The organism is Flammeovirga sp. MY04, assembly GCF_001682195.2.
Taxonomy (GTDB): Bacteria; Bacteroidota; Bacteroidia; order Cytophagales; family Flammeovirgaceae; genus Flammeovirga; species Flammeovirga yaeyamensis.
Window position 1 is genome coordinate 40974 of the sequence record NZ_CP003562.2, and the last position, 24404, is coordinate 65377.

The window sequence follows — 24404 nt, forward strand, 5'->3', positions numbered from 1 at the left end:
TCAAAGAGTGGGTTTTAAAATTAAAAACACCATACTTTAAAATAAATACTTGTTAATAATTCAAGTATTCTAGTTCAGCCCACAAAAGACCAAACTAGAATTAATCTCCTACTCCTTCCCAACTAAAGGCCTTTGATCCAACACAATACTCACAATATTGTAATTCACCACTCTCACAGCCAATCCTATTCGCTGAGCGATATGAATCATCGATCTAGAACCCCTACTATTGCCATCCCAAAAGCAAATCAAGTGAGTACTGTATTCCGCCATCTGTTTATTTCTCAATGGCCCCGCTTTCTTCCCTAAATTCCAATCAGGTAAAAACTTCTTGATCTGAAAACCATTATTCAAGGCGAAGTCCTCCCCTATTTCATCTGCTCCTTTTGCTCCTCCAAGAACAATTTCTGTATTCCATGGAATCATATTATTTTCCTCCAGGTAAGATTCCACAAAGCTGCTTAAAATCTGATAACTTGACTGGCATAAATTCATCTCTCTAGAACCTGCAATGATCAGCCTATTTTTAAAATTGGTGTGTTTCGTTTTGGGTGTTGTATTTCTTTTAGTATTCATCTTAATAATATTTGAATGTTTTGTAATCAGTTAATGATAAATTGAATTGAAAAAGAGAGGGTTAACACCCCCTCGCTTCATAAACTGCTTTTAAAAGCTCTGGATCCTTGTTGATAGCTGTCAATAAAGTATTGACTTTCTCTTTACCACTTTTCATCCAATCGCTTTCTCTGCTCACTTCCTCAAAAAATAGCCTACCTAAAGTCTTTCTGCTTTTAGAAATACCGATCAATAAAAACAGTTTAGCATAGAAAGGTGTAGAATAAAATGCGGCCTGTTTATCGTAATCGAAATGCAATGCATCTTTCAAAAAGTCCTCATGTGATTCTCTACGGGTGGTTTTTAGATCTCCGATGATTAAGACACCCAAATGCATATCCATTTTTGCTTTACATGAAATGCCTGTTACGGGATCCTCCCAAAAAACACACTGCTCAAACTTCCAATAGCCTTTTCCTATCAGGTGTTTGAAAGTAGAATTATGCAAAACAATATTGGCCAACTCGTCTACCTCTGTTCTTTCTTCTGAAGGAAGAAACGACTTTGTATTTTTCCATTTGGACGGCTCCAGGATCGCTTCATGAATAAAACGACCTCTACGAAAGGCATCTGTATTTTTTCTGATCGCTTGACCGTTGATGATCTTCTTGGCATTGGAAAGGTCCGAATTGGAAATTGCAGGATGCTTTCTGTAATCTTTATCAGGCATTACAAAGGTTCTTACCTTTGGTTGTATCAACTGTTGAGTGAAATTCTCCTTGTATTCGTTTAATGTATTTTCAATTAAAGTAGTATTCATTTTTTTGAATCGTTTAATGTGACTTATTATAAGTCGTTGAATGAGTGTTTAAATTTTGAATCTGTCCTTAGAAAATAGGCGAAGCCAACGGCTCCACCCATTTTATCCCCTAAGAACAACTGTTACATACAATCTATTATTCCGTTTCTTTTGGCTCCTCCCCTATTTCGATAGCGATTGTATTCTCTATGTAAAAAGGATTGAAAAAATTACGTGTATCTTGAAATTCGCAATCTTCGTTTAGTGTTTCCTTTCGGTAAATATTAAAAGCCTTGATACTTTCTTTTAGGATCTCCCTTTCCTCCTCGTCCAACACATCGAACGTAAAACTGGCAATGTAGTAAGTACTCTTTGCTGACTTATTTTGCTTCTTTTCAAATGAAATGGTCAAATTAATATCAGCCAATGTTACATCGCTGTAAAAAAGATCTGAAGCTAGGTTTTCTAAATTTTCTCTGCTGTACCCATGAAATAAAACCACAGAAAGGCAATTGGTATCGTTAATAAAAAACAGCTCTACCCAATTCTTTTTTCCCATTCCTAAGATGTCGTCTGTAAAAAAACGCCATGCTACGGGTGTGATGGTCATTTCATCGCCTACCTCTCTACGTCCGTTGATATTGAACTTGCCGTTTTTACAGTCTGCTCTATACTGTAAAGGTGCTCCCTCGTAGTATTTTATGGTTGGTTGGTTTTCTTCTTGATTTACCTCTTGGATCCCTTCTTGGCTTTGCTTCTGTTCTTCTACCTGATTTTCATTTGGCATTACCTCTTGTAATTCCTCTGGATGCACTTCTTGATTGACCTTAGAAGAGTTTTGAGTGTTCGCTGTATTTGAGTTTCTTTTAACAGCTTGTTTTTTGTTTTGGGGTGTTACATTTTTTTGTGTCATCGTAATAAATTGTTTTTGAATCGAAATTCTAGTTTGAAATAAGTTTTAAGGATGCCCCCAAAAACGATAGGGGGCAAATTGAACCGAAAGCAGTACGTATTTAGAAACTTACTTTTGAATGGTGTGAACCGTTTAGCAATGGATCTCGAAATATTCGTCTGGCCTTTCTTCCATTTCGTTGACCTTTTTTGCTATTAATTTTCTAGCACCTGCTTTGTAAGCGTTCTTTTCTTCTCGGTTGATAAACTGCTCTTCGTCTTGCAATTTGAAGGTATTGAAATTGAAAGCTATTCCTTGGTAAACAAGTTCTCTATATTCAGGCACCCAATAGGATCCTTGCGTTACTATAAGCTTATAATTGATCGTGAAATTGATTTCTGCAAATAGTTCTTTTTCTCCAACCATTAGGGTAAAAATTACAGAACCTTTTTCTGTATCTTGATGATCTTCTATTGAAGAAAAAACATTTACCTCGTGCTCTATAATAGACATTTTATGATTTTGATCTTTGATAGCTAAAACCATTGTTCTTTGATTTTGAGAGTTTGAAAAATTGTATTTAGAAATTTGAAAATAGTAGCAACTGCCGGAGGCAGTTACTACTATGAATCGTTAGTATTTAGTGCGTATTTAGAATTACCCTGCACCGTTTAGTGAAAACTCTACTGATGGTTTTACCTCTTCTGAAATTTCTTGTTTGACTACTTGTTTAACCTCTTGATTTTGTAGTTCTCTGAATTTTTCCAACTGCTGATAGTCTTTTAGATTTTGCTCCATGACTTGAAAAATTCTATTTTCTTCCGGTGTAAAAGAATATTTATTGATAGTAGTAGAACCAGGAACATACTGGATACCAAAGTTGATTACTGTTTTTATTGGATCCGCATCTTTTTCTTTTGGCTTTTGAACTCTTTTTGAAAGGTACTTAATGGTGCTTTTAGGCACCTTAAAACCTACGATGTTTGTAGTATATAAATAGCTGAAACAACCATCTGAAACCAAAATAAAACCGTTAGCACCTAGTACATAGTATCTTGAATTATCTTTGTAGAATAACATAGTTTTTTGAATTTGTGCCCACTGCAAAAGCAGTGAGCAAATGAGAAATTTGAACCGTAAAAATTAAAATGGTAACTCGAATGAACCTCCTTCGTAGTGTTTTGTATATTGAGAAGCCCAAGCGAATTCTTTTTGCTTTTGGATTTCTCTGGCTTGCTCGATTTCTTGGACCTTGCAACGAATGTGATAACGTGCGTTTTCTAGGGATTTAATGAATACAGAATGAAAGCCTTTTGCAGTAGCTAGTTTGTACAGGTTTTTTATTTGTTCTAAGAAGAACAATGCACTTTCTCGGTGCATTTGCATTTTGTTGACCTCTGGAGAGATACCCAGCTCTTGAGCGGCTTTGATGTTGCCGGCAAATACCAGGCTGTTGTAAGATTCTTTCTTTGCAGTTTTATAATCTGCAATAGCACACGCTGCTGAATGAACAAACATAGGGATGATTTGTTCTGCAACAATGAAATGTATAGATTGCATAATAACATTTTGTTTAAGTGGTGAAACTGCAGATTGGCATTTGAGTTTTACCACTTTTTTTGTGAAAAATAGTTTGGCCTAAACTAGTATTATTGGCCTTTGTAAAAGAACGTCTTCCCTTACTTTCGATACTCTAATATACGGCTTTTTACTATACTTAACTAATTGATTTACAGTTAATTAAATGATTAAAATCAGTATTTAAATTACTGATTTTTAGAGGTTTATGTTTGGAAAAAAGAAGCCAAATAGCGAGACCACGCCCCCCTTCGCCCCCTAAATAAATAGTAGTGAGTGAGTAGAGAAAAGCAGAAAAAAAGCAAGCCCGCACCCCGCACTTGAGGCAAGCCCCTAACACCCCCAAATGCGAAAATTTAAAAGGGCAGGAAAAAAGTAACAAACAAGGGCGAGGTACGAGTTTTATATACCCTTGTTTGTTACTTTTTTTCTGACCAAATTTTGAAGCATTTGGGGAGTTAGGGGTTTGCCGGAGTTGGAGATGCCGCCTTGCTTTTCTGCTTTTCTTTACGAACGAACGGTGGAGTAACCCCTATCCTAGCTACGACTTGAAAAAAGAATGTCACTATGAAATAACATTATTTCTACTAACGATATTATACGTACATTATTTAAAACAAAGCTAATTATCAATAATTAAGCTTAATTGAAAAACAATTGTCACTAAGAGGGAAATTGCCTGTAAAGTAAAAAAGAATACTGAAGCTTGCGAAAGTTTTCTTTTCTTCTTTACTGGCAAGCGGGTAGCAAAAGCTATAGAAAAAAGTGAACACCTCGATTGACAACATGAGCTTTTTTCTTTGGCTTTTGCGATGGCCACAACGTTCCGGCGGGTCAGCAAAAAAGGAATAAGTGAAGAGTAGCACTTTCAATCAATTCCCACTACTCTTTGCTTATGCTTTTTGTGAGCGTCGGCCATGATGCGAAGACATATTATATCGATGAATATCAAATAATCTGGGTGAAATAAATAACAAGCCTTGCAGACTCGAAATCTTGAATAAGATAGCCTTTAGTGAAACATCAATTTATTAAAACAAATATACAGACCATAGATAACCAAAGTCAGAAATGAATAATTAGTATATCATGAGTAAAATGATCACTAACTAAATATTAATCGTTTTATCATAGTCATTGATTATTTCAATTAGTTGCTTATTTAGATTTAATACCCCTCCTTCATTATTATTAATCATATGAGAAAGGTCAACTAAATACTCAAAATAAAAGCCAGTAATGGATTTTGTTTTATTCCAATTATCAGATAAAGAATCAAAGTGAACGATATTAAAGTTTTCCTTTCTCTTGTTTGAAATATATATTCTGACACCCATTTTAGGTTTTTCACTATCAATACCAAAAAATCCAATATCAAGATTATAATTCCTTTTTTCATCAAAATGCATGATCTGATAATAATTACCTACTTCAAGTCTTTTAAAACGAGATACTGTTCCCTTAATCAATTTATGATTAAATGCTTTAAGAGCATTATCAATAGCTTCGTCCATAGTAGCTATAGTACCTGGCAAAGTTTGTAAATCACTAAGGTCTTTTATACTATTATTCATTGCAATCTTCATATCAGTTAAAAATATAATCAATTGTTCCTTTAATTGATTTTTTGTTTGTTTATTAATCAATTGGAATATATCATACCATCGAATAGACTTGAAATCTATATTTAGATCTTTATCAATTTCTTTATTCTCATAATATTTGGTTAAATAAACCAATGTCTTCTTTTTACTTTTCGAATTTAGATTCAGAATATCGCAATATCTTTTCAATTGATCTTGTCCTTCTGAAGCATCTACTTTACATTCAATCAATATGAAATGGTCATTACAATTAATTTCTACATCTGGCCTACCTAAAACACTATAACTTGATTGTGTTTTTACATCAAAACCTGAAAGATCAATTACTCCAATTTCAGACATAAATGCTACTCTAAAATCCGGATCATACTTTAATACATATGAGAAAATTTCAATCAAATAGTTTTCTAAATTTCCTTTATCTTTTCTCTCCCTATAGGAGTACATGTTTTTAAATAGAGATTCCATTATAATATCATTTTGTAATCAGTATATTCTTAAATTAATTATCACCGTTTTGATTCAACTCTTCAGAAGATGAACAACCGAATAAAATTGCTAAAACTAAAAATAGTATGCTTGGTCGAATTAAATATAGTTTTATAGTTTATCTTTAATTGTATACCTAGTAACAAATAAAAATTAAGATAATAGCTACGATTATTAAATAGAAAGTACCCTACTTTAGAGAGTCTCAACATCTATGATAATACCGCTAATACCAAAAATCGGGGTATTGACAATCTAATAAATAATGATACCCTCTTTTGAGGGTGGGCATGGTTGACATTCTCTTAGACGACACAACACCCAACAAAACAACCTTGAAACACAATCCTCTCTACCCTCCACAAAACTATCCATCGCGGGTTGGCAAAAATAGGTAACAAGGATAAAACGACTGGAGCTTGCGGAAGTGGTTTTGTTCTTGTTGCCTATGCGGGATCTTGTCTGTGATGTTTTAAAATTGGAAGGTTTTATTTCATGTTACCTGACACTTTTAAAACAGGACAGACAAGCGGGGCCTTACGTTAGGCGGGAAGGAAAAAAGCGATGCTCTAAAGACTGAAAGGTTTATATTTTCCCCACCTGTAAGTTTTTAGAGCATGGCTTTTTGTGAGGGTGGCACAACGGACCATCAACTAATCAGGGGCGTTGAATAACTAACAGACCACACGAATCTATCGGTGGGTGGGTACGATGGATAATATTTCAAACGACATAGAAACCCAACAGAACTAACTTGGAACACAATACTTGAAATATACTACAAGACTCGCCCTTCAGCGTGTGAAAGATAGGTAACCACATGAAAATGACTGAAGCTTGCGGAAGTGATTTTTAGGTGGTGGCCTATGCGGGAGCTTGGATGCTCTGATCGAAAAAGAATTCTAAATTTTAGTAATAGTTTCTTAGGGCAGACAAGCGGGGGGTGATTAACAGGCGGGAAAGAAAAAAAGGGGTAGCTTCTAGATGAAATAATTATCGTACTTGGAATTATTGTAGGTAGAAGGTACTCCTTTTTGTGCGGGAGGGATATCGTTCGGAGATAATATCTGACAGGTTATTATCAAATGAACAGGTAGAAGATTAGACTGGGATGATAATTAATATTCATTTCAAGAAACCAACTTCACCTTCTCTTCCACATCATTCATCATCTGATTCCAAACGATATTTGTCATCATACAATCTGTAACGGCATTATGTGCCGACTGCACAATTTTTCTCTGTTTGATATCAAGATTACTCCAATAGAACTGAAAAGCTTTTGTTAGCTTCTGCATTTTATATTCTCCAATGTCCGCTTTCCATTCTTTGAATACCTGAGTAGCGAACAGCTGCATCACACACACCACTTCCTTGGCTGCAGATAAATCTAAAAACTGTTCTTCAAACTTCTTGTTGTAAATCAATATTGTTCTTCCTTTTATCAAGCTAATAATTTTATTCATCCAATAGTCATCAAAGTAGGGGGCATACTGTACTTTCTCTTTGGTAATGCCATTGATCATTTCTGCTTCTTTCCATTCTTTGATAGTTCGTGGCATAAAGTATTGATCCAAGAGGATCACATTTCTATAATCTACAATGCTTATTTGTAGGATTTCATCTTGAGGTGTCAAGCCTGTGGTTTCAATATCTAAAATCACATAACTCTTCAGGTCGGTATAAGGCAATAGTTTTTCCATCATCAAATGTTTGTTTGTAGCTAAAGTAGACGACTTGAACCTACCAGAAGTACGTTCAAAAAAATATTCCCATAGAACACAAAAAAAAGCGATCTAATGACCGCTTTTCTTCAACTATCCATAGTGGTAAAAAATTACTACTATGAAAGTGGTAAATTTTACCACTTTAAATAATACAATTTTTGATATCAAATAACATTATTCATATTACAATAATACAATTTTCAACTAGCTTTCAATCCAAACTTAGACTTAGGTGAAAATTTCTCAAATAAATACTCTGCCTCTTTCAATTGCATATTGAAGTAATCCATAAGCATTTTCACACTATTGATTTCTCCTTTTTTGATCAATGAAATCACCTTCAATTTCTGCTCGTCGATCTCTTCTTCTAAGTCATATTTTACTTCCTTTAAACTAGAGTCAATCGTATCATGATTTACGGATGAAGCAAGGAAAGCCAATACAAACAAGACTATAGAAAATACTCTAAAGTTATTGGCGGTATTTTCCGCTTCTACTAACTTATCATCAATCAAGAGCAATTGTGCTTCTCTCTTTTCTTCTAACTTTCTCAGTTGTTTTTGTGAATCTAAAAACGTCTGGTATTTCGCCCAATTGGTTTTTCCATTAACTGTATGTTTGGAAGATTCATTGATGGTTTCTTGTACTTGTAAAATTTGTTGATCGATCAAATCTGTCGTTGGTATTCCTGTTACAGACTTTGCGTGCTGAAGCTGTCCGTTCCATTCGGAATAGAAAACCAAACCCATAATGACAACGGCTAATATAGAATATTGATTGAGTGATTTTCTTCGCTTGAAATACTCTAAGGATTGAAAGGTATAATGATGACCTAAGAATACGAGAAATAATGCTGAGGGAATAGAAATCAAGGGGGTGGTGTACTCATTCAAATACATGAAGGTAACATACGTTGAATACAACATTGACAAAACTATCAATGAGTAGTCAATGACTTTCAAAGGTTTCATTTTTCTTTTTATCTTTGAGGTGAAACATGACCCTATTGGTCGTTGTGAGAGACACCAATAAGATATATGGAATTGATTTATTCTAGTTACTGGGGAGTAACTGGAGTAATAGGGGATACCGGGGGGTATCCCTTTTTTATTTTTAAGACTTTGAGTTTTGGAATAAGTGATAGTAATTGGGGATTACTTTTTACTTACGATCTAAGGACTTAAACGTCTAGATTATATTTTTTCACAAGAGATTTAATGTGTCCTTCCATGGATAACTTTTCAGCTTCAGAAATTTCATCTGTCAGCTCTGCATCCACTAAGGTATTTAATGTCTTCACAAATTTATTGAAGCTATACTTCTTTTGAGGATTTACTGCAGGTCGTGAATCTCTCTTAATAGCTATTGCTTCACCTTTCAAGAAGGCTTCGATAGAAGCTTCATCATCCAATTCTCCGTTGCTAAGTTTTGACTTGACTGCTTTAAACTGCTCTAGAGTTACTTTTATTTCTCCATCAAAATAGGCATAACGGAAGTCTGCAGAACAACAATTCAAAATAGTAGCAATCATTGCATCATTTTGAATAGATTTTGGAGAAACGCCGTATTCATCAGCCAAAAGTTCATGCAATTTTCCAGCTCCCGTAGATTGCCCTTGACCAGATTTGTTTGTCAGATAATGATTACCACGATAGAAAGACATCTCTCGTTTTGATAGATTACGCTTACCAACTTGGTTTTTAATCATCCAGAGTTTAGCATCTTCCAAAGAGTCGATTTCAACTACTGCTTCTTGAAGCTCATAACCGTTATCTTCTCCTCCTAGCTCTTGAACTATTGCGTATCTGTTATGGCCATCCAACAATACCTTTTGTCCACTTTCATTATGGAAAACTGTTATTGGATCACGCACTCCTTCGTCTTCGATACTCTTCTTCAAGTTGAATCGCTCCGATTCTGTCAAAGGACGAATCCATTCTTTTAACTCTGGTAAAATATGGATAGGATCAGAAGACATCTCTTCTTTTTTTGACTCAATTAGTTTCGATTTTTTCTTGCTACCAGGTAAAAAATCGTTCATGTTAATCTCACTAGACATATGCAATAAACTCTTGGGCTAGACTTGTGTGTTCTTCCATTGCTTTCTTGATCCCATCTTTTTCCTGTTTTTTTAAGCTTTTATCTTCATAAAGGCTGAAGATATCTTTACCTAAAATAGGACCTTTATTGTAAGCCATATCACGAACAGCTATTTCAGTATCAAAAACTCTGTAGTTTGTATCTCTCAGGGCTTTCTTGTAATTATTCATATCTTTCGTCCTTCCGGATTTGGTGAACAAGAAACCTAAGATATCAAGACTCGCATTTTCTTCTTTGTAATCATCAATGTGATTGATTACATTTTGGATCCCTCTAAAAGCAAATTCACTCGCATCTACAGGAATAATCGCTCGGTTAGAAGCAATCAAACAAGCATCATTTGTTATCAATGCAAAAGAAGGTGATAAGTCAAAGAATATATAATCGTAATCTGCTTCCAACTTATCAATCAATAAACGTTTTACCAATTTATAAGAAGATGGACCTGAATTACGGTTTAAGTTCTTATTGGTAAAATCAAGATTGGTGGTAGAAGGTATTAAATGTAGATTATCCTGGTATTTCAAAATCGCTATATTGACATCGCATTTATTTTCGATAATATCAGAAAGCTCCTTCCCTTCAAACACTTGAGGATTTTTATAACCTAAATGTTGTGTCAAGTTTCCCTGAGGATCCGCATCTACTAACAATACTTTCTTTCCTAATCGAGAAAGAGCCGCACCTAAATTACAAGCTGTAGTAGTTTTGGCAACCCCACCCTTGTTATTAATGATACTCACGACCTTGAACTTCTCTTTTAAATTTAATCCCATAGGTGTCAGCACCTTGATCAACTTTTCGATGTATTCAGGTTTTAAATTTTGTTCTCCATTCAAAGCCTTGTATAAAGACCTAGTGGGAATCCCAGCTTTTTTCTCTACTACTGAGACTTTAAACATATCGTTTTCACGAAGGAAATCAAGTATATCTTTCTGTGTCATGTATTACAACGGTTATTTTGATACTTCAAATCAACACAAAAAATTGAATCAAAAAAAATAATTAGTACATTTTTTTACTATTTCAGAGGATAAATCAATAATATTAGTACAAATATTGACTTTTTGGGTGTTTTTTTTCACTTTTACAGAGTCAATACTTACCAAAAAGACAAAAAATGTACTTTTTAGTATTGATGTGATCTTTGACTTATCGTAAAACATAGTAGATGTCCTGTTATTGCTTCTAGAATGGGGCAATTCTATTTAAAACATAGTAAATAGTCCATACGATTAGGCTTAAAAGTTGGTCTACTCACTATGGTTTAACCTAATTCGTAGTAAATAGACCACTATAATAGATCATTTTCATCTGTATTTTGAGTAAATTCCTATGTTTTAATTCTAAACCATAGTGGATGGACCACCTTTTAAATAGTAGTTACTTCTAAAGTACGGTCTATTCACTACGTTTTAACTTAAATCATAGTGGATAGACCAAAAGGATAGCTATTATCAACTGTATTTTGTGCAAAATCCTATGCTTTTGATGTAAACCATAGTGTTTAGACCACTATTTTATGGTCTAAACACTAATAATTGGCTTTAAAACATAGTAGATAGACCACCTTGAAGAGAATTTATTGTAATTAGTAGCATGAATTCCCTGTAATTGGGTAGTATTATTAGAGAAAAAAGAAAATTAAATAATAAAAAATAGAGATATTGATCTATTAGCCTTATATATTCTTATTTATATTATTTATTCTTATGTACTCCGTAACTACTTGATTTAGTGTAATATAATAAAATTAATTCTAGTAGTTAGACCACCTAAAACATAGTAGAAGTCCGAAAAGGGTGTAGGAGGTTGCCCCATTAAACGTAGGACTTTGCATCAAATCATAGGAAGTTACCCTAAAACATAGTGAATAGACCACCTTTTCGTGTGAATAAGTATAAGACTGGGGTATTTCAATCAATTAAATACAATGTTGAAGTCTTTTTCAGGTATCAAAAGATGAATATTACTCTAAAACGTAGTGAATAGTCCACTATTTGATTGAAGTATTGGCTTCTTAAAACCTACTAGCTACTTTAAAATCAAAGTTTTTTCTAAAACATAGGAGTTTACTCATTTAAAACATAGTGGATAGACCACCTTTTATGAAAAAACTTGAGGGTATTATGTTTTTATTCATTTGTTTATCCATAGATTTAAATTAAACATAGTAGAAGTCCGACTTTTTTTATTACTAATGGATGAAATACTACTTTGTTTTACGATACGCGAATATCAGCAATCTTAGTGTATGCTAAGGCTCTATTGATTTACCTACAACTCAAAATTTACTTGGAATGAAAAGCATATTTTCAAAAGTAATGGTGAAAAGGCACAATGGTTTAGTTCGTGCCCATCAAAAAACATCTTTGAACTTAACAGCACAGAAGCTGTTATTGTATGCATTTACCCTAAAAGATCAAGATCTTGATAAGGTATTGGAATTTCCAGTATCTCAATTTTTGGGTAGGAAACCGGGTGGTAAGGATATTAAGAATATTGACAATGCTTGTGATCAGCTGACTTCAGCTAAAATCAAAGAGGGTAGTGGGGTGACAATGGAAGATTATGAGTCGGATGATTTCAATAGAAAATACATCACACTCTTTGAAACTATAGAACTCAATAAAACACGAGTAGCTTTTAAGTTTAACCGCTCATTTAAAAAGTTTCTAGGTCCTTCTAAAAACTTTACTCAATATCTTTACAGTAATTTGAAGGATATGAAATCTCCCCATGCTGTTCGATTATATGATTTTCTAATAGGAGGAGTAGGGAAGTATGATGAAAGAAAGGTAGCACTTAATGAACTAAAAGCGGTGCTTGGTGTTGAAGACAAGAAATCGTATAACAATTATAGCACTTTTAAAAACTCAGTATTAGAACTAGCAGTAAATAGTATTAATGAAACGTCAGATATCAACCTCTCTTATCAAGCTTTAAGAATGATGGGAAGAAAATATACCCACATTCATTTTATGTTTAGTAAGAAAACCATAGAACCTCAGTTAAACCTATCGAAAGAGCAGCGTTTATCTCCAGAGAATAAGCTTAAGGTAGAGGCAATGAGATCTATGGGCTTATCAAATGCGATAATTAATTCAACTATTGAAGAGTTATTGGTTCAGCAAAATGGAAATTGTATTGATATTACTCCAATGCCTGAAGCCAAGGCCAAACCGCAGCCACAACAACAAGACTTATTTAATCAAGAGCCTACAATGTCTCCAAAAGAAATAGAGTTTCAAGAGAAAATTTCAAAATTAGCGGTACGTTTAAAGGAATTAGGAATAACTCAAGCAGTGATCAAAAAAGCACAAAATAGATATTCCCAAAATCCGAAATGGGGTATTTGGAAGGAAATCAATGATACTAAAATGGCTATCAGAGATAGTCAAAACTTCCCGAATAAACATACCCTAAAGAAGTTTATTGAGGAGGAATAGAATAAGGCAAATACGTTTAAACCTAATTTTACGTTGTTAAACTCAACCTTTGACAAACCTTATATTCCATTTTACTCCATGTCTTCTGTAACGTTATTTCTGACTTGATCAATCTGAATCGAGCTTCCATCATCATGGCATAATTTGCTTCGTTATTATCGGATTCGGCCCAACATTGATTGCTGATGTTGTTGTAAAACTCCTGGTAACGTTTCTTCTTGCTGCAGTATTCTTTAAACTCGTGTATCGTTTTGATGTCGGTGAGTTTTACCCTTCCTGATGAAGTTTTACTATTCTTCTTTTCCACAATCATTGAAGGATATTTTTCTATCCTAGTTTTTAAGGCAGATTGCCAGGAGTAATGTTCTTGAAAGGCCACATCTTTTGATTGGTAGTAGTTGATAAATTCCGGAATTTTACTTTGATCAATCTTGATATTCAACTGACGCTCTTTTATATATTCCTCACAAAATTTTAAACAATTTTCAAAAGAGAGCTGCAAGCTATAGCTTTCTTTGTTTTTAGTTTCTTCTTTATTTACTAATTGAATTCTAGAATTACTAATACAGGCATTTTGGTGAACTTCTCCATTGCAGAAGTTCTGCTTTGTGCCGTTTCTGTTTAGACCACTTTCAGCAGAAACGGCACTTTTGTCACTTTCTGCTTTTGGCCTTTTCTGTGATTTAGAGTCCATCGAACTTTCCAATTCTATGTTGGAATGCACACTATCTACTATATGCTTATCCTTTATTTTGATTTTAGGTTGATTGTCAAAAATTGGAGTAGGCGAGAAGAGATACCTTCGGCCATGTGCTCTTTTATTTTCTTTGCAGTAAATAGTTTCAAGTTTCATATAGCCTGCAGTTACAAGTTCTTTATTGACTTTTCGTAGAGTCTTTTCTCCAAGTACTTTTCCTTGATCACCCAACACCTTTCGAAGATCCATTTGTTGAACGATCCAACCTTCTGGACGGTTGGATAAATAATGTAAGAGAAATTTTGCTCTAACCGATAGTTGGTTATTCTTAAATAGCGAGTTATCGAATATAGAATAGCTTTGAGGTAGAGAGTTTGATATTTGTATGTCCATGATGTAGTAAAAAAATCGTTAAGAGAATCGCTCTCTTAGTAGTATTAGTTTGAGATATAGCTTTATTAGTAAAGATTACTATCCTTACAATTTCAAATCGGTCGCTAATATATTATCAAGTAGTATAAACTCAAAATGAACGGATTGTTGCCTAAGTATAAACTAAGTAATTGTGATATTATTCTAAGATTCTATTGTACAACATTGTTCGATTATGATTAAGATCATATTTGTTTCATCAATTTTCTGGCAGGTTTTCTACTGCTAGAGTGTAATTGGGAAGCTGATACTTGGCCAATATATAGATCATCGTCTTCTGCTCCTGGAGGTTTCGGATGAACTCATGTATGATCAACTCACTTTGTAGATGTGACTTCTGTTGATTCAAGTAGGTGAGTGGATCAATTTCATTCTGCTCGTAACCTTCGGTGTAGATGTCGAGTATCTTCTGATCGATTTCCAAAACTTTCATTTTCTCTGCAAGCTGTTCCTGGTCATTGATAAACTTCTCATACAAGACTCTAAGTTTTTGGATGTCTGTATTCATGAGTAAGGTTCGCTTTTCCTTGATGGATTCGAGTTTCTGCTTTCTTTGTTTCTCTTGCTTCTTTGCAGACTTGATATGTCGTGTTGATAAGTTCATAGTAGGTAATCCAAATGCAAAACCAACATCAGGCATATAGCTCCAAATTCTACCTTTACCATCGTCTTGCCAAGCAATGTAGTCAGCAATAAAATCCTTTTGGTAATATACCATGATGCTCTCTTCAAGATCGGTCAATTTAGCTATGGATATAGTGTCAAAATTTTGCTTAACTGAAATTGAATTTTGTGCTATTAGATGTTGTGATTCCAATAGAAAGAGAAAAACAAAGAAAAGTCCTTTACCTAATGGGGGGATAGGGGGGGGATACAAAATAACCATTCTATGGATACCCTCAACTAGTGGTTTGGATACGTAATACTTTTTGCCGAAAATTGTACTTTTTTGAGAAGAGGGCATATTGCTAAATGTTAATTTTTTGGATTAGAGATTTAAATATAAAGAATTCAACTGTTGTATAGGTTTTACGGTTAGGTTTTTTGTTAATAAGGTTTATTGCTAAAGATCAATTTAGATGATTAGGTATAAATTATACTTATTAATTAAATGTTGGATTTTTTACACAAACTATCAATGGCAAATTACAAACTGGAATCATAATTCATTCTATCCTATGTAAGCTTACTCGAAGAATCTTTAGAAGAGCATGAAGTGATGCTTGATTTAGGTAAGCGAGATTTAAATTCACTAATTGAAAAAATTGACAATGGAGTCTTTGAAAGTGATTCTGATGAAGCAGCAGAAGAATTTGATGAAGCAGTTAATAGTATTACTACCACTAAACATCTAAGAAAGATGCAGAACAAATTTGTTCCAGAATTCGACGATGATGAAATCAAAGAAAGATGCTTAGAATTATATTATGATGTTCTAGCAAACGAGGTTTATACAAAAAAGAGATTTTCAAAGTTTTGAAGATCTCTTTTTTTATAGAAATGGCAATATTCTTTTAGATGTATCATAAAAGTTGTTCTTTTTAAAAAAGGAAACTTAATTATGAAATAGTAAAGAAATTAAACTCTGAATTAATGGAGATAGAGTTCAGATTTCACTCCTATTTATTGAGGGGAGGGAGAGAGTATCACATATCTGTAATACTCCCTTAAATCATTTTAGGAACCCAATACTTTATTTCTAATACCATCCCAATCAGAGTTTTCGTTTAAATATTTCTGTAAATTATCAGGACGATATCCATCATTATCATTCCACCTTTTCTTAACAGATTCATGAATCCAAACTCCTGTTGGAACTTCATCTATTGGTCGTTCATATTTAGATCTCAATCTGTAAATTCGTTTTCTAGATTCATGAATAGGAGCAAGGTGGTTTTGATCTGGCAATGGACTAATCAAATGATCTTCAAATTCTAAGCCTGCACTTTAAGCCTCCTTGACCATCCAATGCAATGGAATATCACTCAAAACTCCGTAACCTTCTGTGGGACCATAAAATCCCCCAACATCAGAGTGACAGCCAGAGAACCATACTTGTTGAATATCAATATCATCTTTTTTATCCCAAATAGTTGGTTTGAAATCACCTCTTTCCTCATCAATAGCAAGTGCTTGCCTTGCAGTGTCAATATTCTTCCCAATTTTTCGATCGTATAGCTCTACATCATCATCAAATAGACCAAGAAATGAAATTGGGATACCCATAGCTCCAACAGTATCAAAGACACCAACAAATTTTATTCTTTTAGATGCGTGACTAAATGTTTGTCTAAAATTTTCTGATTCATCATCGCTTGGTTTATTATCTTCATTTTTATAGAGACTGAATGCTTCTTCGATTTTATTCGCGTTTTGGCTTTTCAAGATCCCACAGTTATTAATTAGACCGCATAGTGCTCTTACCGTATAAGCACCACGACTAAAACCAAACAGATAAATATCGTCGTCATTAGAATAGTTTTGAACGATATATCGGTAGCAATCTTTGATGTTTTTATCCAGTCCGTTTCCTGTCATTCCATTGAAACCTTTTGAAAAAATAGTACCATACGAACCTACACCGAAATCATAAAATACTTGTTGATTATTATCGCAATTGATACCTCTAGCAATTTTCAAAATATTCGTTGGGTGATCTACTTCGTCCAGAAGAGGGTTGATGTTTTGTTCAGGTCGATTCCATGTGCCATCAGCACAGATAATGATTTTTTTAGCCATAATGTAGTAATGAGATTTGAGTAAATAGTTTTAGAAAAACGTATTATTTTTTGTATTTAATTTAAATATATGAATATTTTATTATAATATTCATATAAAATCGAACTAATTATTTGTAAATATTAAATAACATATACTATAATTGCACCTGTCAACGATTTATCAAAAACTAATTACAACTTAAGGATTCATGAAAAATCAAACTCTTTTTTTAGATCAATTTTATAGAGATTCAGATCACATTTGCAACAAAAACAGATTGTTGTAAGTCATAATTCCACAAAAAATATTTTAGACCAACTTACTTTCAAGAAAATGAAATTAAGCTGATTGGGTCAACATTTATAATAGTACTTATTTATATCATTTAAGTAACTATGATACTGTTTAAAAATATTCAAAAGATAAAAATTATGAATCGTAAAAAAACAGTTAAACCCAAGGGGTTTTGCTCCTTGGGTTTTTAAAATGAAATTTAAAAAGCAGATTATTCAAAAACATTTTGGTTTATAAAAACATAAATACAGTAAGTTCGTTAGGAACATAGAATCGTTAAACAGAAATACCCAAAGGACTTTGTTCTTTGGGTTTATTTTTTCTTATAGATGTTGACTTTTACCCCTTTTGGGGGATTTTATCCTTCTTCTTTTGCTAATACATTTGTGAAAGTATTACCTGACACTAATTAGTGAAAAGATAATACAATAACTATTTACGACAGATTAAAATAATCAACTATACAACTAATTATACTCTATGTTATACGACGACAACTATCAATTAGAAGGTGTAAGACTCAACAAGGAGGAATTTACAAAGCGTGATAAAGCAATCAGTACATCGAAAAAGTATATCTATTTATTAGTTTCATCTGGGCTGTTTTCCATTCACATAGGAGGTATCTTGTCCAATCCTTACTATAGGAATTGTGTTCTACTCTTTGGAGTATCTCAACTTTTAATAGTATTAGTAATTCATTTAAGAATCAAAGATTCAATCCTTGTTTTTAATGAAATAAACAATGAAGTAGATAGCAAAAAACTACCATGGAAAGATGGTTTCTATCAACATGTTGATCGTTATCCTATACGACCTATTGCTATATCCTGGAAACACTCTCTTCACATCATTAAACTAAAAGTCAACTACTCTTTACAGTTTCTAAAATTTATAGCTTACAGAGTTTTACATATATTCTTCGCCAAGTCACCTTCTGAAAATGAATTGGTAGCTTATATGCTAAATAGTACCATTCTTACTTTATTGGATGTTGAAGATAGGGGAGATAAGTTGGAAGTCATTCTCAGGATTGAAGATTTAAGCTCTCCATTTTTTCAGGACGGGAAGAAAGTAAACATCTTTGTGTTGTTTGAAATTGAAGAAGGAGATTATAGTCTGGAGAGGACAAAAATTATTGAATTTAAGTTTGATGGATTAGACATCGTAAAACGATCAGAGCAGTTATTGGTATTAAGTACAGTCACTTCTTTTTATATTCATCCACTATTACATTCTTTTTCCAATAACGTTTATGCAGACTACTTAACTTTATCAGAACAGGATAAAGAAAAGTGGGATGATATATTTATCTATGGCCAATACCTTAATAGTGTAGCTCATACTTACCCAGCTGACCATGTAGGTATCAAAAGACATATTGCCTCTAAGATATATCTCAATAACGTGAGTAAAGACTTAAAAAACCATGGAGCGACAGTTTCAATTCTGAAAGATTATTCAAGGTTCTCCAACTTTTTAATCGAAACAAGAAAAGCTGTATATTATCTAGCTACCAAACATGAATTACCTGTAAATCCAGAGGCTTTCTTTCTAACATCTATCATGCATTCTATGGACCATCTGACTACAGGATCAGCATTATTATTTAGGGATTTATCTACCGACAAATTACCTGAGCAAGCCTACCCACATTTGATTAATTTCATGTGGTATTTACCATCTGAGAACGTGTTTACCAATCTATTGAAACATAAAAAGAGAAAGAATGAGTTTTATTCAGAACTGTATGACGCTGCAGTAAAGGTGGATAAAGAATATGCGGATCATATAGCTTTGTCTATCTCTTATTAAAAATATTAAGCACGTACCATCAATACGTTCTTCTCATCTACTTTTACACAAAAATTAGACACAACTGGAAACAAAAATGAACGATATTTTAAGCATCAACGGAAATGCATTTTTTGAAGACTATGCAGACAACATCATTAATAGAAGCTATGCCACCTATTTCGTAAGAATGGCAGCTGACATTAAAAATTGGAAGCTATTCAAAGACGATATATTGGTTGTAGATAAAGGCAAGCAAAATGAAGTATCCGTAGGGGAGTTATTTATTGGTATCGTCAATCAAGAATTCAAAGTCATGATGCAAGGAGTAGATTGTATCTACCGTTTCCCTAATGTAGTAGAGAAAAGACCTGTGGTTTCTTGGGGTAAAATCACGCATGGGATTCATACCGTTTAGAAATGGTAATTTTTAAATGCTAGTTTCTTTTCTGTGCTACATAAAAACCTTAATTTTACTAACGATAATTATCTTTAGACTAAGATAAAATCTATAAAAGTAAAAATCTTAGAACCTTGAATCAAAGCAACCGACCAACATACCTTACCGAAAAAGACATTGATGTTCTAAAAGAATTAGAATTGTACATTCGAAAGCAACAGCCTGCCGAATTAGAACAATTTAAACAATCTATAGAAGCTGAAGGAATTAGGGATGCCTTGATTCTAACAGAGTTGAATGGAAAAAAGATACTCGTTGACGGCCACCACAGATTCAAAGTAGGGAAGGAGCTAGGAGTAAAAGAATTTGCAACATTAGAATTACAATTTGATTCTATTGAAGATATCAAAGTATGGATGCTTAAAAATCAGTTAGGCAGAAGAAATGCCACAGATGCTGAACGTATAGATTTAGCGATTAAGCTGACTGAGTTTATTTCCGAAAAAGCCAAAAGCAATCAAAAAGCAGGGGTTAAGCTAAATTTAGCCAAAGGTGAAAAACCGATCAATACCAATGCTGAAATTGCAAAAATAGCCAAAGTTTCTCGAGCCAATGTCACTAAGTTTAATAAGCTTCAAAAGGAACGTAGCTTGGAAGAAATGCAAAGAGTGATCAATGGTGAGGTTTCCATTCATAGAGCTTATGAGGATTTAAGACGAGAAATTCATCAAAGAGAAATTGATCGTTTAAAGAAAAAATTAGATAGAAGCCCTACACCTGAAAGAGAGAAACAAATTACACAACTCACTGTTCCATTTTTAGAATCAGTCACTTTTATTTTGTCATTATATATCAAAGACAGTATCAATAACTACAGAGTTCCAAAAGAGCGTATGAAGGATATTGAGTTTGCATTAATGCTCTTGAATAATCCCAAATTATTAAAAGATCATACATATTGGGAAAGGGTAGATTTCATAAAGAGTAAAATTGCAACTGTCATATACAACGATCAGCCAGAACAGAATTTTGAAGGGTATGAACGAAAATATCTAGACATTGACATGGATTTATTTGAAGATAGATGCGAAGCCTTTTGGATGAAATATACAGATTTGAAGACATTTAAGGCTAAATTAAATAGGCAGCGAAAAAAGGAGCTAGAAGAAGCTAAGAAGCAAAAGGAAGAGAATAATGAGGATTTGAACAGAAAGGAAATCTAAAGAAATCAATTCCTTAAATACAAAATACCAACCTGACGATTACTAAAATGACTATACTAGAATTTACAGTCTTAACTTTCAGTATCATCATGACTATTATTACAGTCAAGAATAAATACAAGGCACCTAGAAATTGGTAAGGAAAACTATAACTCTACGTCTTTATATGTATATTTATCATTACATCATGTACTAATAAATATGATTGCTATAAAATATGCTTTTGATACTGACCTCAAGAAACTTGTCAATATCGAAGAAGCAGACAAGAGCCACTCCTTCATTTGCAACAATTGTAGAAAAACACTGATTCCCAAAAAGGGTAGAGTGAAAGAAAGTCACTTTGCTCATAAGGATAAAGGTACATCGTGTATTTCTTTGACAGGCGAAAATCCTGCAGGTAGTCCTTCAATGATTGATATGTACAAAGAGTACATGCGAACACCAGGATTGATTACTAAAGGAGGGTTCAATACTTTTAGAAGCTATATTCAATTTGCTAAAGATTACATTCCCTCATCCATTGAAATGTATGAAGGTATTAAGATTGTATTAGAGGAGGAAGAAGTATTAGTCAAAGAAGTAAAAACCACATTCAATCACTTCAAGAAAGCAAACAAACTATCAAGGACGAAAAAGAATGATGAGTTAATCAAGAACTTTGCAGCAACATTAAAGAAAGGTATTAATCAACGCATTATAGGTTCATTTAGAGATTTTGTTGAGGAGTTTCATTATACGAAAGGACACTTCAAATATGAGAAATTCGATCATAAGGTACAGTTGATTGAGAAATCAGTTCATTGGTTACCTGATGTAATTGACATTGATGAAGATGATAAGAAGATCTTTGTTTATCATGATAACAAACCTCTACCAAGTAATTTCTATGCATTGTATCAGAAGGTCATTCTATGTATCAAGAGCTTTAATAAAGCTGATAAATACTTTTTGGAAGATGTCAATAATATGCTACTATACCTTTCTAATCTTGATGCTAAGAAACTCTACTTTATACAAGTAGTTGCTGATGGAAGCACTTTCTATAAGATTGGAATAACAGGGAGAGATTTTAAAAGTCGGGAGAAAGAAATCAAAACAGACCTAAAGCATTACTTCGAGAAAATTGAGATCACTCCCTTATACATCATCAACAAGAAAAGTTACCTGGAATACTTCTTCAAGATGCAATTTAAGATGTATAATATAACAGCCTTTGATGCCAAAACAGAATACTTTTCACTTCCTGAGCATGTACTAGAAACCATAGGAAAGCAACTGAGATCACTTAGTACGATAAGCAAACGAGTAACCACATTAGAGAAGAATAAAACATCTCTTGGTCGAAAGAAGATTGAGGAAAAAGACTTCGTTTCCAGCCAAAGAACAAAGGATATTATCACCTATACTGCCTTTGGAATGTCGGTTCGTGAGATTGCCAAGACTTTAAAAGTATCAGTGCAAACAGTGACCAAAACGAAAAACCTTTACATCAAGCAGAATGGCCCTATTCCTTTTGATTACAAGAAAGAAGAATTGTACCGTATGATTGATTCTATTTGCTTGAAGGTGATGCAAAGTACACCTGATAGTTATGAGTTGTCTTCTAGGGTAATTTTAAAGAAGTATGACGTAGTGAAGTTGGTTCCTTTGTTTTTAGAGTTGGTGAGGGTTGAAGATGTTGAGTTGAGTAAGGAGGAGGGTAGTTTTAGTAAATTTATTAGTACCGTATTTAGCAATAACACTCCATAGTATTGGATCTTGTATTCTTATAATGACTGATCCGGAAACTCGGTTTTCAGAATTAATGACACCTCATTTAAGGCATCTTCAAAAGCTTCTTTATCCTTAGTTTTTTCTAAAATAACCCCAATTTCATGATTATTGATTTGAGAGTATTCATACAAGTTCATAGAGCAAATAATCAAATGAGAATCATTAGCATAGATCTTAGCATGTAGATTTCTAATTGGAAATAATCTAACATTGGAGAATGAACTTAACCACTCTTTTGAAGCAGCCAAGAGTTCATTTTGTCGATGAAAAATATAGATGTTTTCAACCTTTGAAAAAGCTTCAGATAAACGAGCTTGTAACCTGGGGTTTAGTTTAATATATGGTGTGACTAGAATTAACTGTTTGTTTGCTTTGTTTAGAATATTTTCAATTTCAAATGAAATTTCTGTGGTGCCAATGACTTTCATAGTTAATATTTTACTGATTGCTCTAAATACTAAATCAATATAATGGTAAATACATTTAAGATTTATTTCTTTTCAGTTTCAATCTTTTCAGTCGCTGCTTTTCCTTAAACACAGGATCATCTTTATGCATCTGATAATATCTTCTTTGACGTTCAGCAGCAGCTTCCAAGTTGTTTACACGGTATTCTCTATTGTATTGTGCAAGTTTCTCTTTGTTGGCTTCACGATATAGCTTGTTTGCTTTTCTACTACATACTTTACAGTCACTCCGTCTACCATCTTTCGAATTATTTCTATTAAACTCTTCTTTGGGCTTTGTTTCTCCACATTTAATGCAAGTCTTTTTCTGAGAGTTTTTTATCTCGTTTTCGATCATTGTATTCTTTTTGTTTAGTAGGGTTCTTTGCATGCCATTCTTTATAGTATTCAGCTTTATGCTCTTTGTTTGCTTCATACCAAGCCTTGTGGTCCGATTTTATTTTTTCGACATTCTTAGCTCGGTACTTTTTCTGAACCTCAGCGATATGTTCTTTTCCCTTTTTATTGTATTCAACGTAGTACTTTTTACGTTCTTCGTTATATGGTTTTGCCTCTTTATGGCATGATTTGCAAAAAGATTGTTTTCCATCCTTGGTAGCCTTTCTGTTGAAGAAATCTTCCATAGACTTTACCTCATTACATTTAGAACATTGTTTCATTATGATACGTATGACTGCTTAATTATTCCCAAAAATATACAAATCTTAAATTAAGATTTAATGGATCAATTCTTCTTATTACCTAGTTAAGGTAATAATTATGTTATTTATCACTCAACTATCAACCTTAAAGATTACAGAGTTTTTTAAATCCTACAATGGTATTCCAGAATTTTTCTTAATGTAACCATTCAAGTCATGATAGCTTAGTGTTTTCATATTCACGTCTATGTATGTGCCTAGCGAAAATATTTCAAGCAGCCATATTGTTCCAGGAAATACTGTAGGTTATTAGGGATGATTTGCTTTCGTTTCCTTCCTTATTTCTATAAATAAGAAGCTCACATATAAGTAAAAAAGCCTGATCTCTCGATCAATATTTATCTTTTTAGCTCCTTTGGCTCTCTAAAAATTCAATCCATTCTAACATCAAACCCTTAAAATCTGATGTAGGAAGAATATAATCTACAAAACCTAAATCACTCATCTCTAACGATGTGTTGTCTTTTTTAACATAAGCAAGACTTACAACATCTCCTCCTATATCATTATAATCTTTTAAACCATTTAATACAGATTCGATTTCAGGTAACAAATCCTCTTTTATTTCATCTACATTATTCCAATAATCAATAAAATGTGAAAGTATTTGCTTGTCTTCATCAACCGTTACAACAGTCTTACTACTATTGATTTCTAAATTATACTTACTAAATAAATTCATAATTAAAGATTTGGAAATGTTGTT

The 24404-nt window shown here is 33.2% G+C and carries 23 protein-coding genes and 1 pseudogene; 6 read left to right on the forward strand and 18 right to left on the reverse strand.

Annotation, left to right across the window (positions count from 1 at the left end):
* Positions 1-108 precede the first annotated feature (108 nt).
* From MY04_RS27870 to MY04_RS27920, 11 genes are all read right to left on the reverse strand, one after another.
* A complete protein-coding gene (locus MY04_RS27870) occupies positions 109-576 on the reverse strand; it encodes an SLOG family protein (RefSeq protein ID WP_066216963.1) in 468 nt (155 codons plus the stop codon).
* Between the two features lie 61 nt (positions 577-637).
* Complete coding sequence (locus tag MY04_RS27875; RefSeq protein ID WP_066216966.1) at positions 638-1375, reverse strand: PD-(D/E)XK nuclease-like domain-containing protein; 738 nt, start codon at positions 1373-1375, stop codon at positions 638-640.
* A gap of 136 nt (positions 1376-1511) precedes the next feature.
* Positions 1512-2267 (reverse strand): hypothetical protein, encoded by a 756-nt coding sequence (locus MY04_RS27880; RefSeq protein WP_084006210.1) that lies wholly within the window; start codon positions 2265-2267, stop codon positions 1512-1514.
* A 132-nt stretch (positions 2268-2399) separates the two neighbouring features.
* Positions 2400-2792 carry a hypothetical protein gene (locus MY04_RS27885; RefSeq protein ID WP_066216969.1) on the reverse strand — a complete coding sequence of 131 codons (393 nt, stop codon included), beginning with the start codon at positions 2790-2792 and terminating at the stop codon, positions 2400-2402.
* Between the two features lie 111 nt (positions 2793-2903).
* Entirely contained in the window at positions 2904-3326 is a 423-nt protein-coding gene (locus tag MY04_RS27890; RefSeq protein WP_066216972.1) for a hypothetical protein, read from the reverse strand.
* Between the two features lie 63 nt (positions 3327-3389).
* Positions 3390-3806 (reverse strand): hypothetical protein, encoded by a 417-nt coding sequence (locus tag MY04_RS27895; RefSeq protein WP_066216975.1) that lies wholly within the window; start codon positions 3804-3806, stop codon positions 3390-3392.
* 1127 nt (positions 3807-4933) lie between these two features.
* The gene (locus tag MY04_RS27900) at positions 4934-5896 is read right to left on the reverse strand and encodes a PD-(D/E)XK nuclease family protein (protein ID WP_066216978.1); all 963 of its coding nucleotides are present in this window, start codon (positions 5894-5896) and stop codon (positions 4934-4936) included.
* A 1151-nt stretch (positions 5897-7047) separates the two neighbouring features.
* Entirely contained in the window at positions 7048-7623 is a 576-nt protein-coding gene (locus tag MY04_RS27905; RefSeq protein ID WP_084006211.1) for a 3'-5' exonuclease, read from the reverse strand.
* 221 nt (positions 7624-7844) lie between these two features.
* Positions 7845-8393, reverse strand: coding sequence for a hypothetical protein (locus tag MY04_RS27910; protein ID WP_158297969.1), 549 nt, complete (start codon positions 8391-8393; stop codon positions 7845-7847).
* A gap of 431 nt (positions 8394-8824) precedes the next feature.
* Positions 8825-9685, reverse strand: coding sequence for a ParB N-terminal domain-containing protein (locus tag MY04_RS27915; RefSeq protein WP_158297970.1), 861 nt, complete (start codon positions 9683-9685; stop codon positions 8825-8827).
* Positions 9686-9695: 10 nt separating this feature from the next.
* On the reverse strand, positions 9696-10688 hold the full coding sequence (locus MY04_RS27920) for a ParA family protein (RefSeq protein ID WP_066216988.1): 993 nt from the start codon (positions 10686-10688) through the stop codon (positions 9696-9698).
* Between the two features lie 1356 nt (positions 10689-12044).
* Here MY04_RS27920 and MY04_RS27925 point away from each other — a divergent pair.
* Positions 12045-13193 (forward strand): replication initiation protein, encoded by a 1149-nt coding sequence (locus MY04_RS27925; protein WP_066216991.1) that lies wholly within the window; start codon positions 12045-12047, stop codon positions 13191-13193.
* A gap of 28 nt (positions 13194-13221) precedes the next feature.
* On the opposite strand, the gene MY04_RS27930 is transcribed toward MY04_RS27925, so the two are convergent.
* Both MY04_RS27930 and MY04_RS27935 read right to left on the reverse strand, forming a co-directional pair.
* Positions 13222-14283 (reverse strand): hypothetical protein, encoded by a 1062-nt coding sequence (locus tag MY04_RS27930; RefSeq protein WP_066216994.1) that lies wholly within the window; start codon positions 14281-14283, stop codon positions 13222-13224.
* A gap of 238 nt (positions 14284-14521) precedes the next feature.
* Positions 14522-15040: a TolC family protein gene (locus tag MY04_RS27935; protein WP_336234763.1), complete on the reverse strand. Its 519-nt coding sequence runs from the start codon at positions 15038-15040 to the stop codon at positions 14522-14524.
* A gap of 501 nt (positions 15041-15541) precedes the next feature.
* Between MY04_RS27935 and MY04_RS27940 the strand changes: the two genes are divergently transcribed.
* Positions 15542-15802: a hypothetical protein gene (locus tag MY04_RS27940; RefSeq protein ID WP_066217000.1), complete on the forward strand. Its 261-nt coding sequence runs from the start codon at positions 15542-15544 to the stop codon at positions 15800-15802.
* Positions 15803-15999: 197 nt separating this feature from the next.
* Here the strand turns inward: MY04_RS27940 and MY04_RS27945 are convergent.
* Positions 16000-17061: pseudogene (locus tag MY04_RS27945) on the reverse strand (DUF2235 domain-containing protein).
* A 756-nt stretch (positions 17062-17817) separates the two neighbouring features.
* On the opposite strand from MY04_RS27945, the gene MY04_RS27950 reads away from it, so the two are divergent.
* From MY04_RS27950 to MY04_RS27965, 4 genes are all read left to right on the forward strand, one after another.
* Positions 17818-19152, forward strand: a complete 1335-nt coding sequence (locus MY04_RS27950; RefSeq protein ID WP_066217003.1) for a hypothetical protein — start codon at positions 17818-17820, stop codon at positions 19150-19152.
* A 76-nt stretch (positions 19153-19228) separates the two neighbouring features.
* Entirely contained in the window at positions 19229-19549 is a 321-nt protein-coding gene (locus tag MY04_RS27955; protein WP_066217006.1) for a hypothetical protein, read from the forward strand.
* Positions 19550-19665: 116 nt separating this feature from the next.
* Complete coding sequence (locus MY04_RS27960; protein ID WP_066217008.1) at positions 19666-20754, forward strand: ParB/RepB/Spo0J family partition protein; 1089 nt, start codon at positions 19666-19668, stop codon at positions 20752-20754.
* Positions 20755-20955: 201 nt separating this feature from the next.
* Positions 20956-22506: a competence protein CoiA family protein gene (locus MY04_RS27965; RefSeq protein ID WP_066217012.1), complete on the forward strand. Its 1551-nt coding sequence runs from the start codon at positions 20956-20958 to the stop codon at positions 22504-22506.
* Positions 22507-22523: 17 nt separating this feature from the next.
* Here the strand turns inward: MY04_RS27965 and MY04_RS27970 are convergent, their stop codons facing one another.
* The 4 genes from MY04_RS27970 to MY04_RS27985 form a co-directional block, all read right to left on the reverse strand.
* Positions 22524-22958, reverse strand: coding sequence for a phospholipase D family protein (locus MY04_RS27970; RefSeq protein ID WP_066217014.1), 435 nt, complete (start codon positions 22956-22958; stop codon positions 22524-22526).
* Between the two features lie 55 nt (positions 22959-23013).
* The gene (locus MY04_RS27975; protein ID WP_066217018.1) at positions 23014-23334 is read right to left on the reverse strand and encodes a hypothetical protein; all 321 of its coding nucleotides are present in this window, start codon (positions 23332-23334) and stop codon (positions 23014-23016) included.
* Complete coding sequence (locus MY04_RS27980) at positions 23288-23656, reverse strand: hypothetical protein (protein ID WP_158297972.1); 369 nt, start codon at positions 23654-23656, stop codon at positions 23288-23290. The genes MY04_RS27975 and MY04_RS27980 overlap by 47 nt, the downstream gene beginning before the upstream one ends.
* A 388-nt stretch (positions 23657-24044) precedes the next feature.
* Positions 24045-24380 (reverse strand): hypothetical protein, encoded by a 336-nt coding sequence (locus tag MY04_RS27985; RefSeq protein WP_066217022.1) that lies wholly within the window; start codon positions 24378-24380, stop codon positions 24045-24047.
* Positions 24381-24404 lie beyond the last annotated feature (24 nt).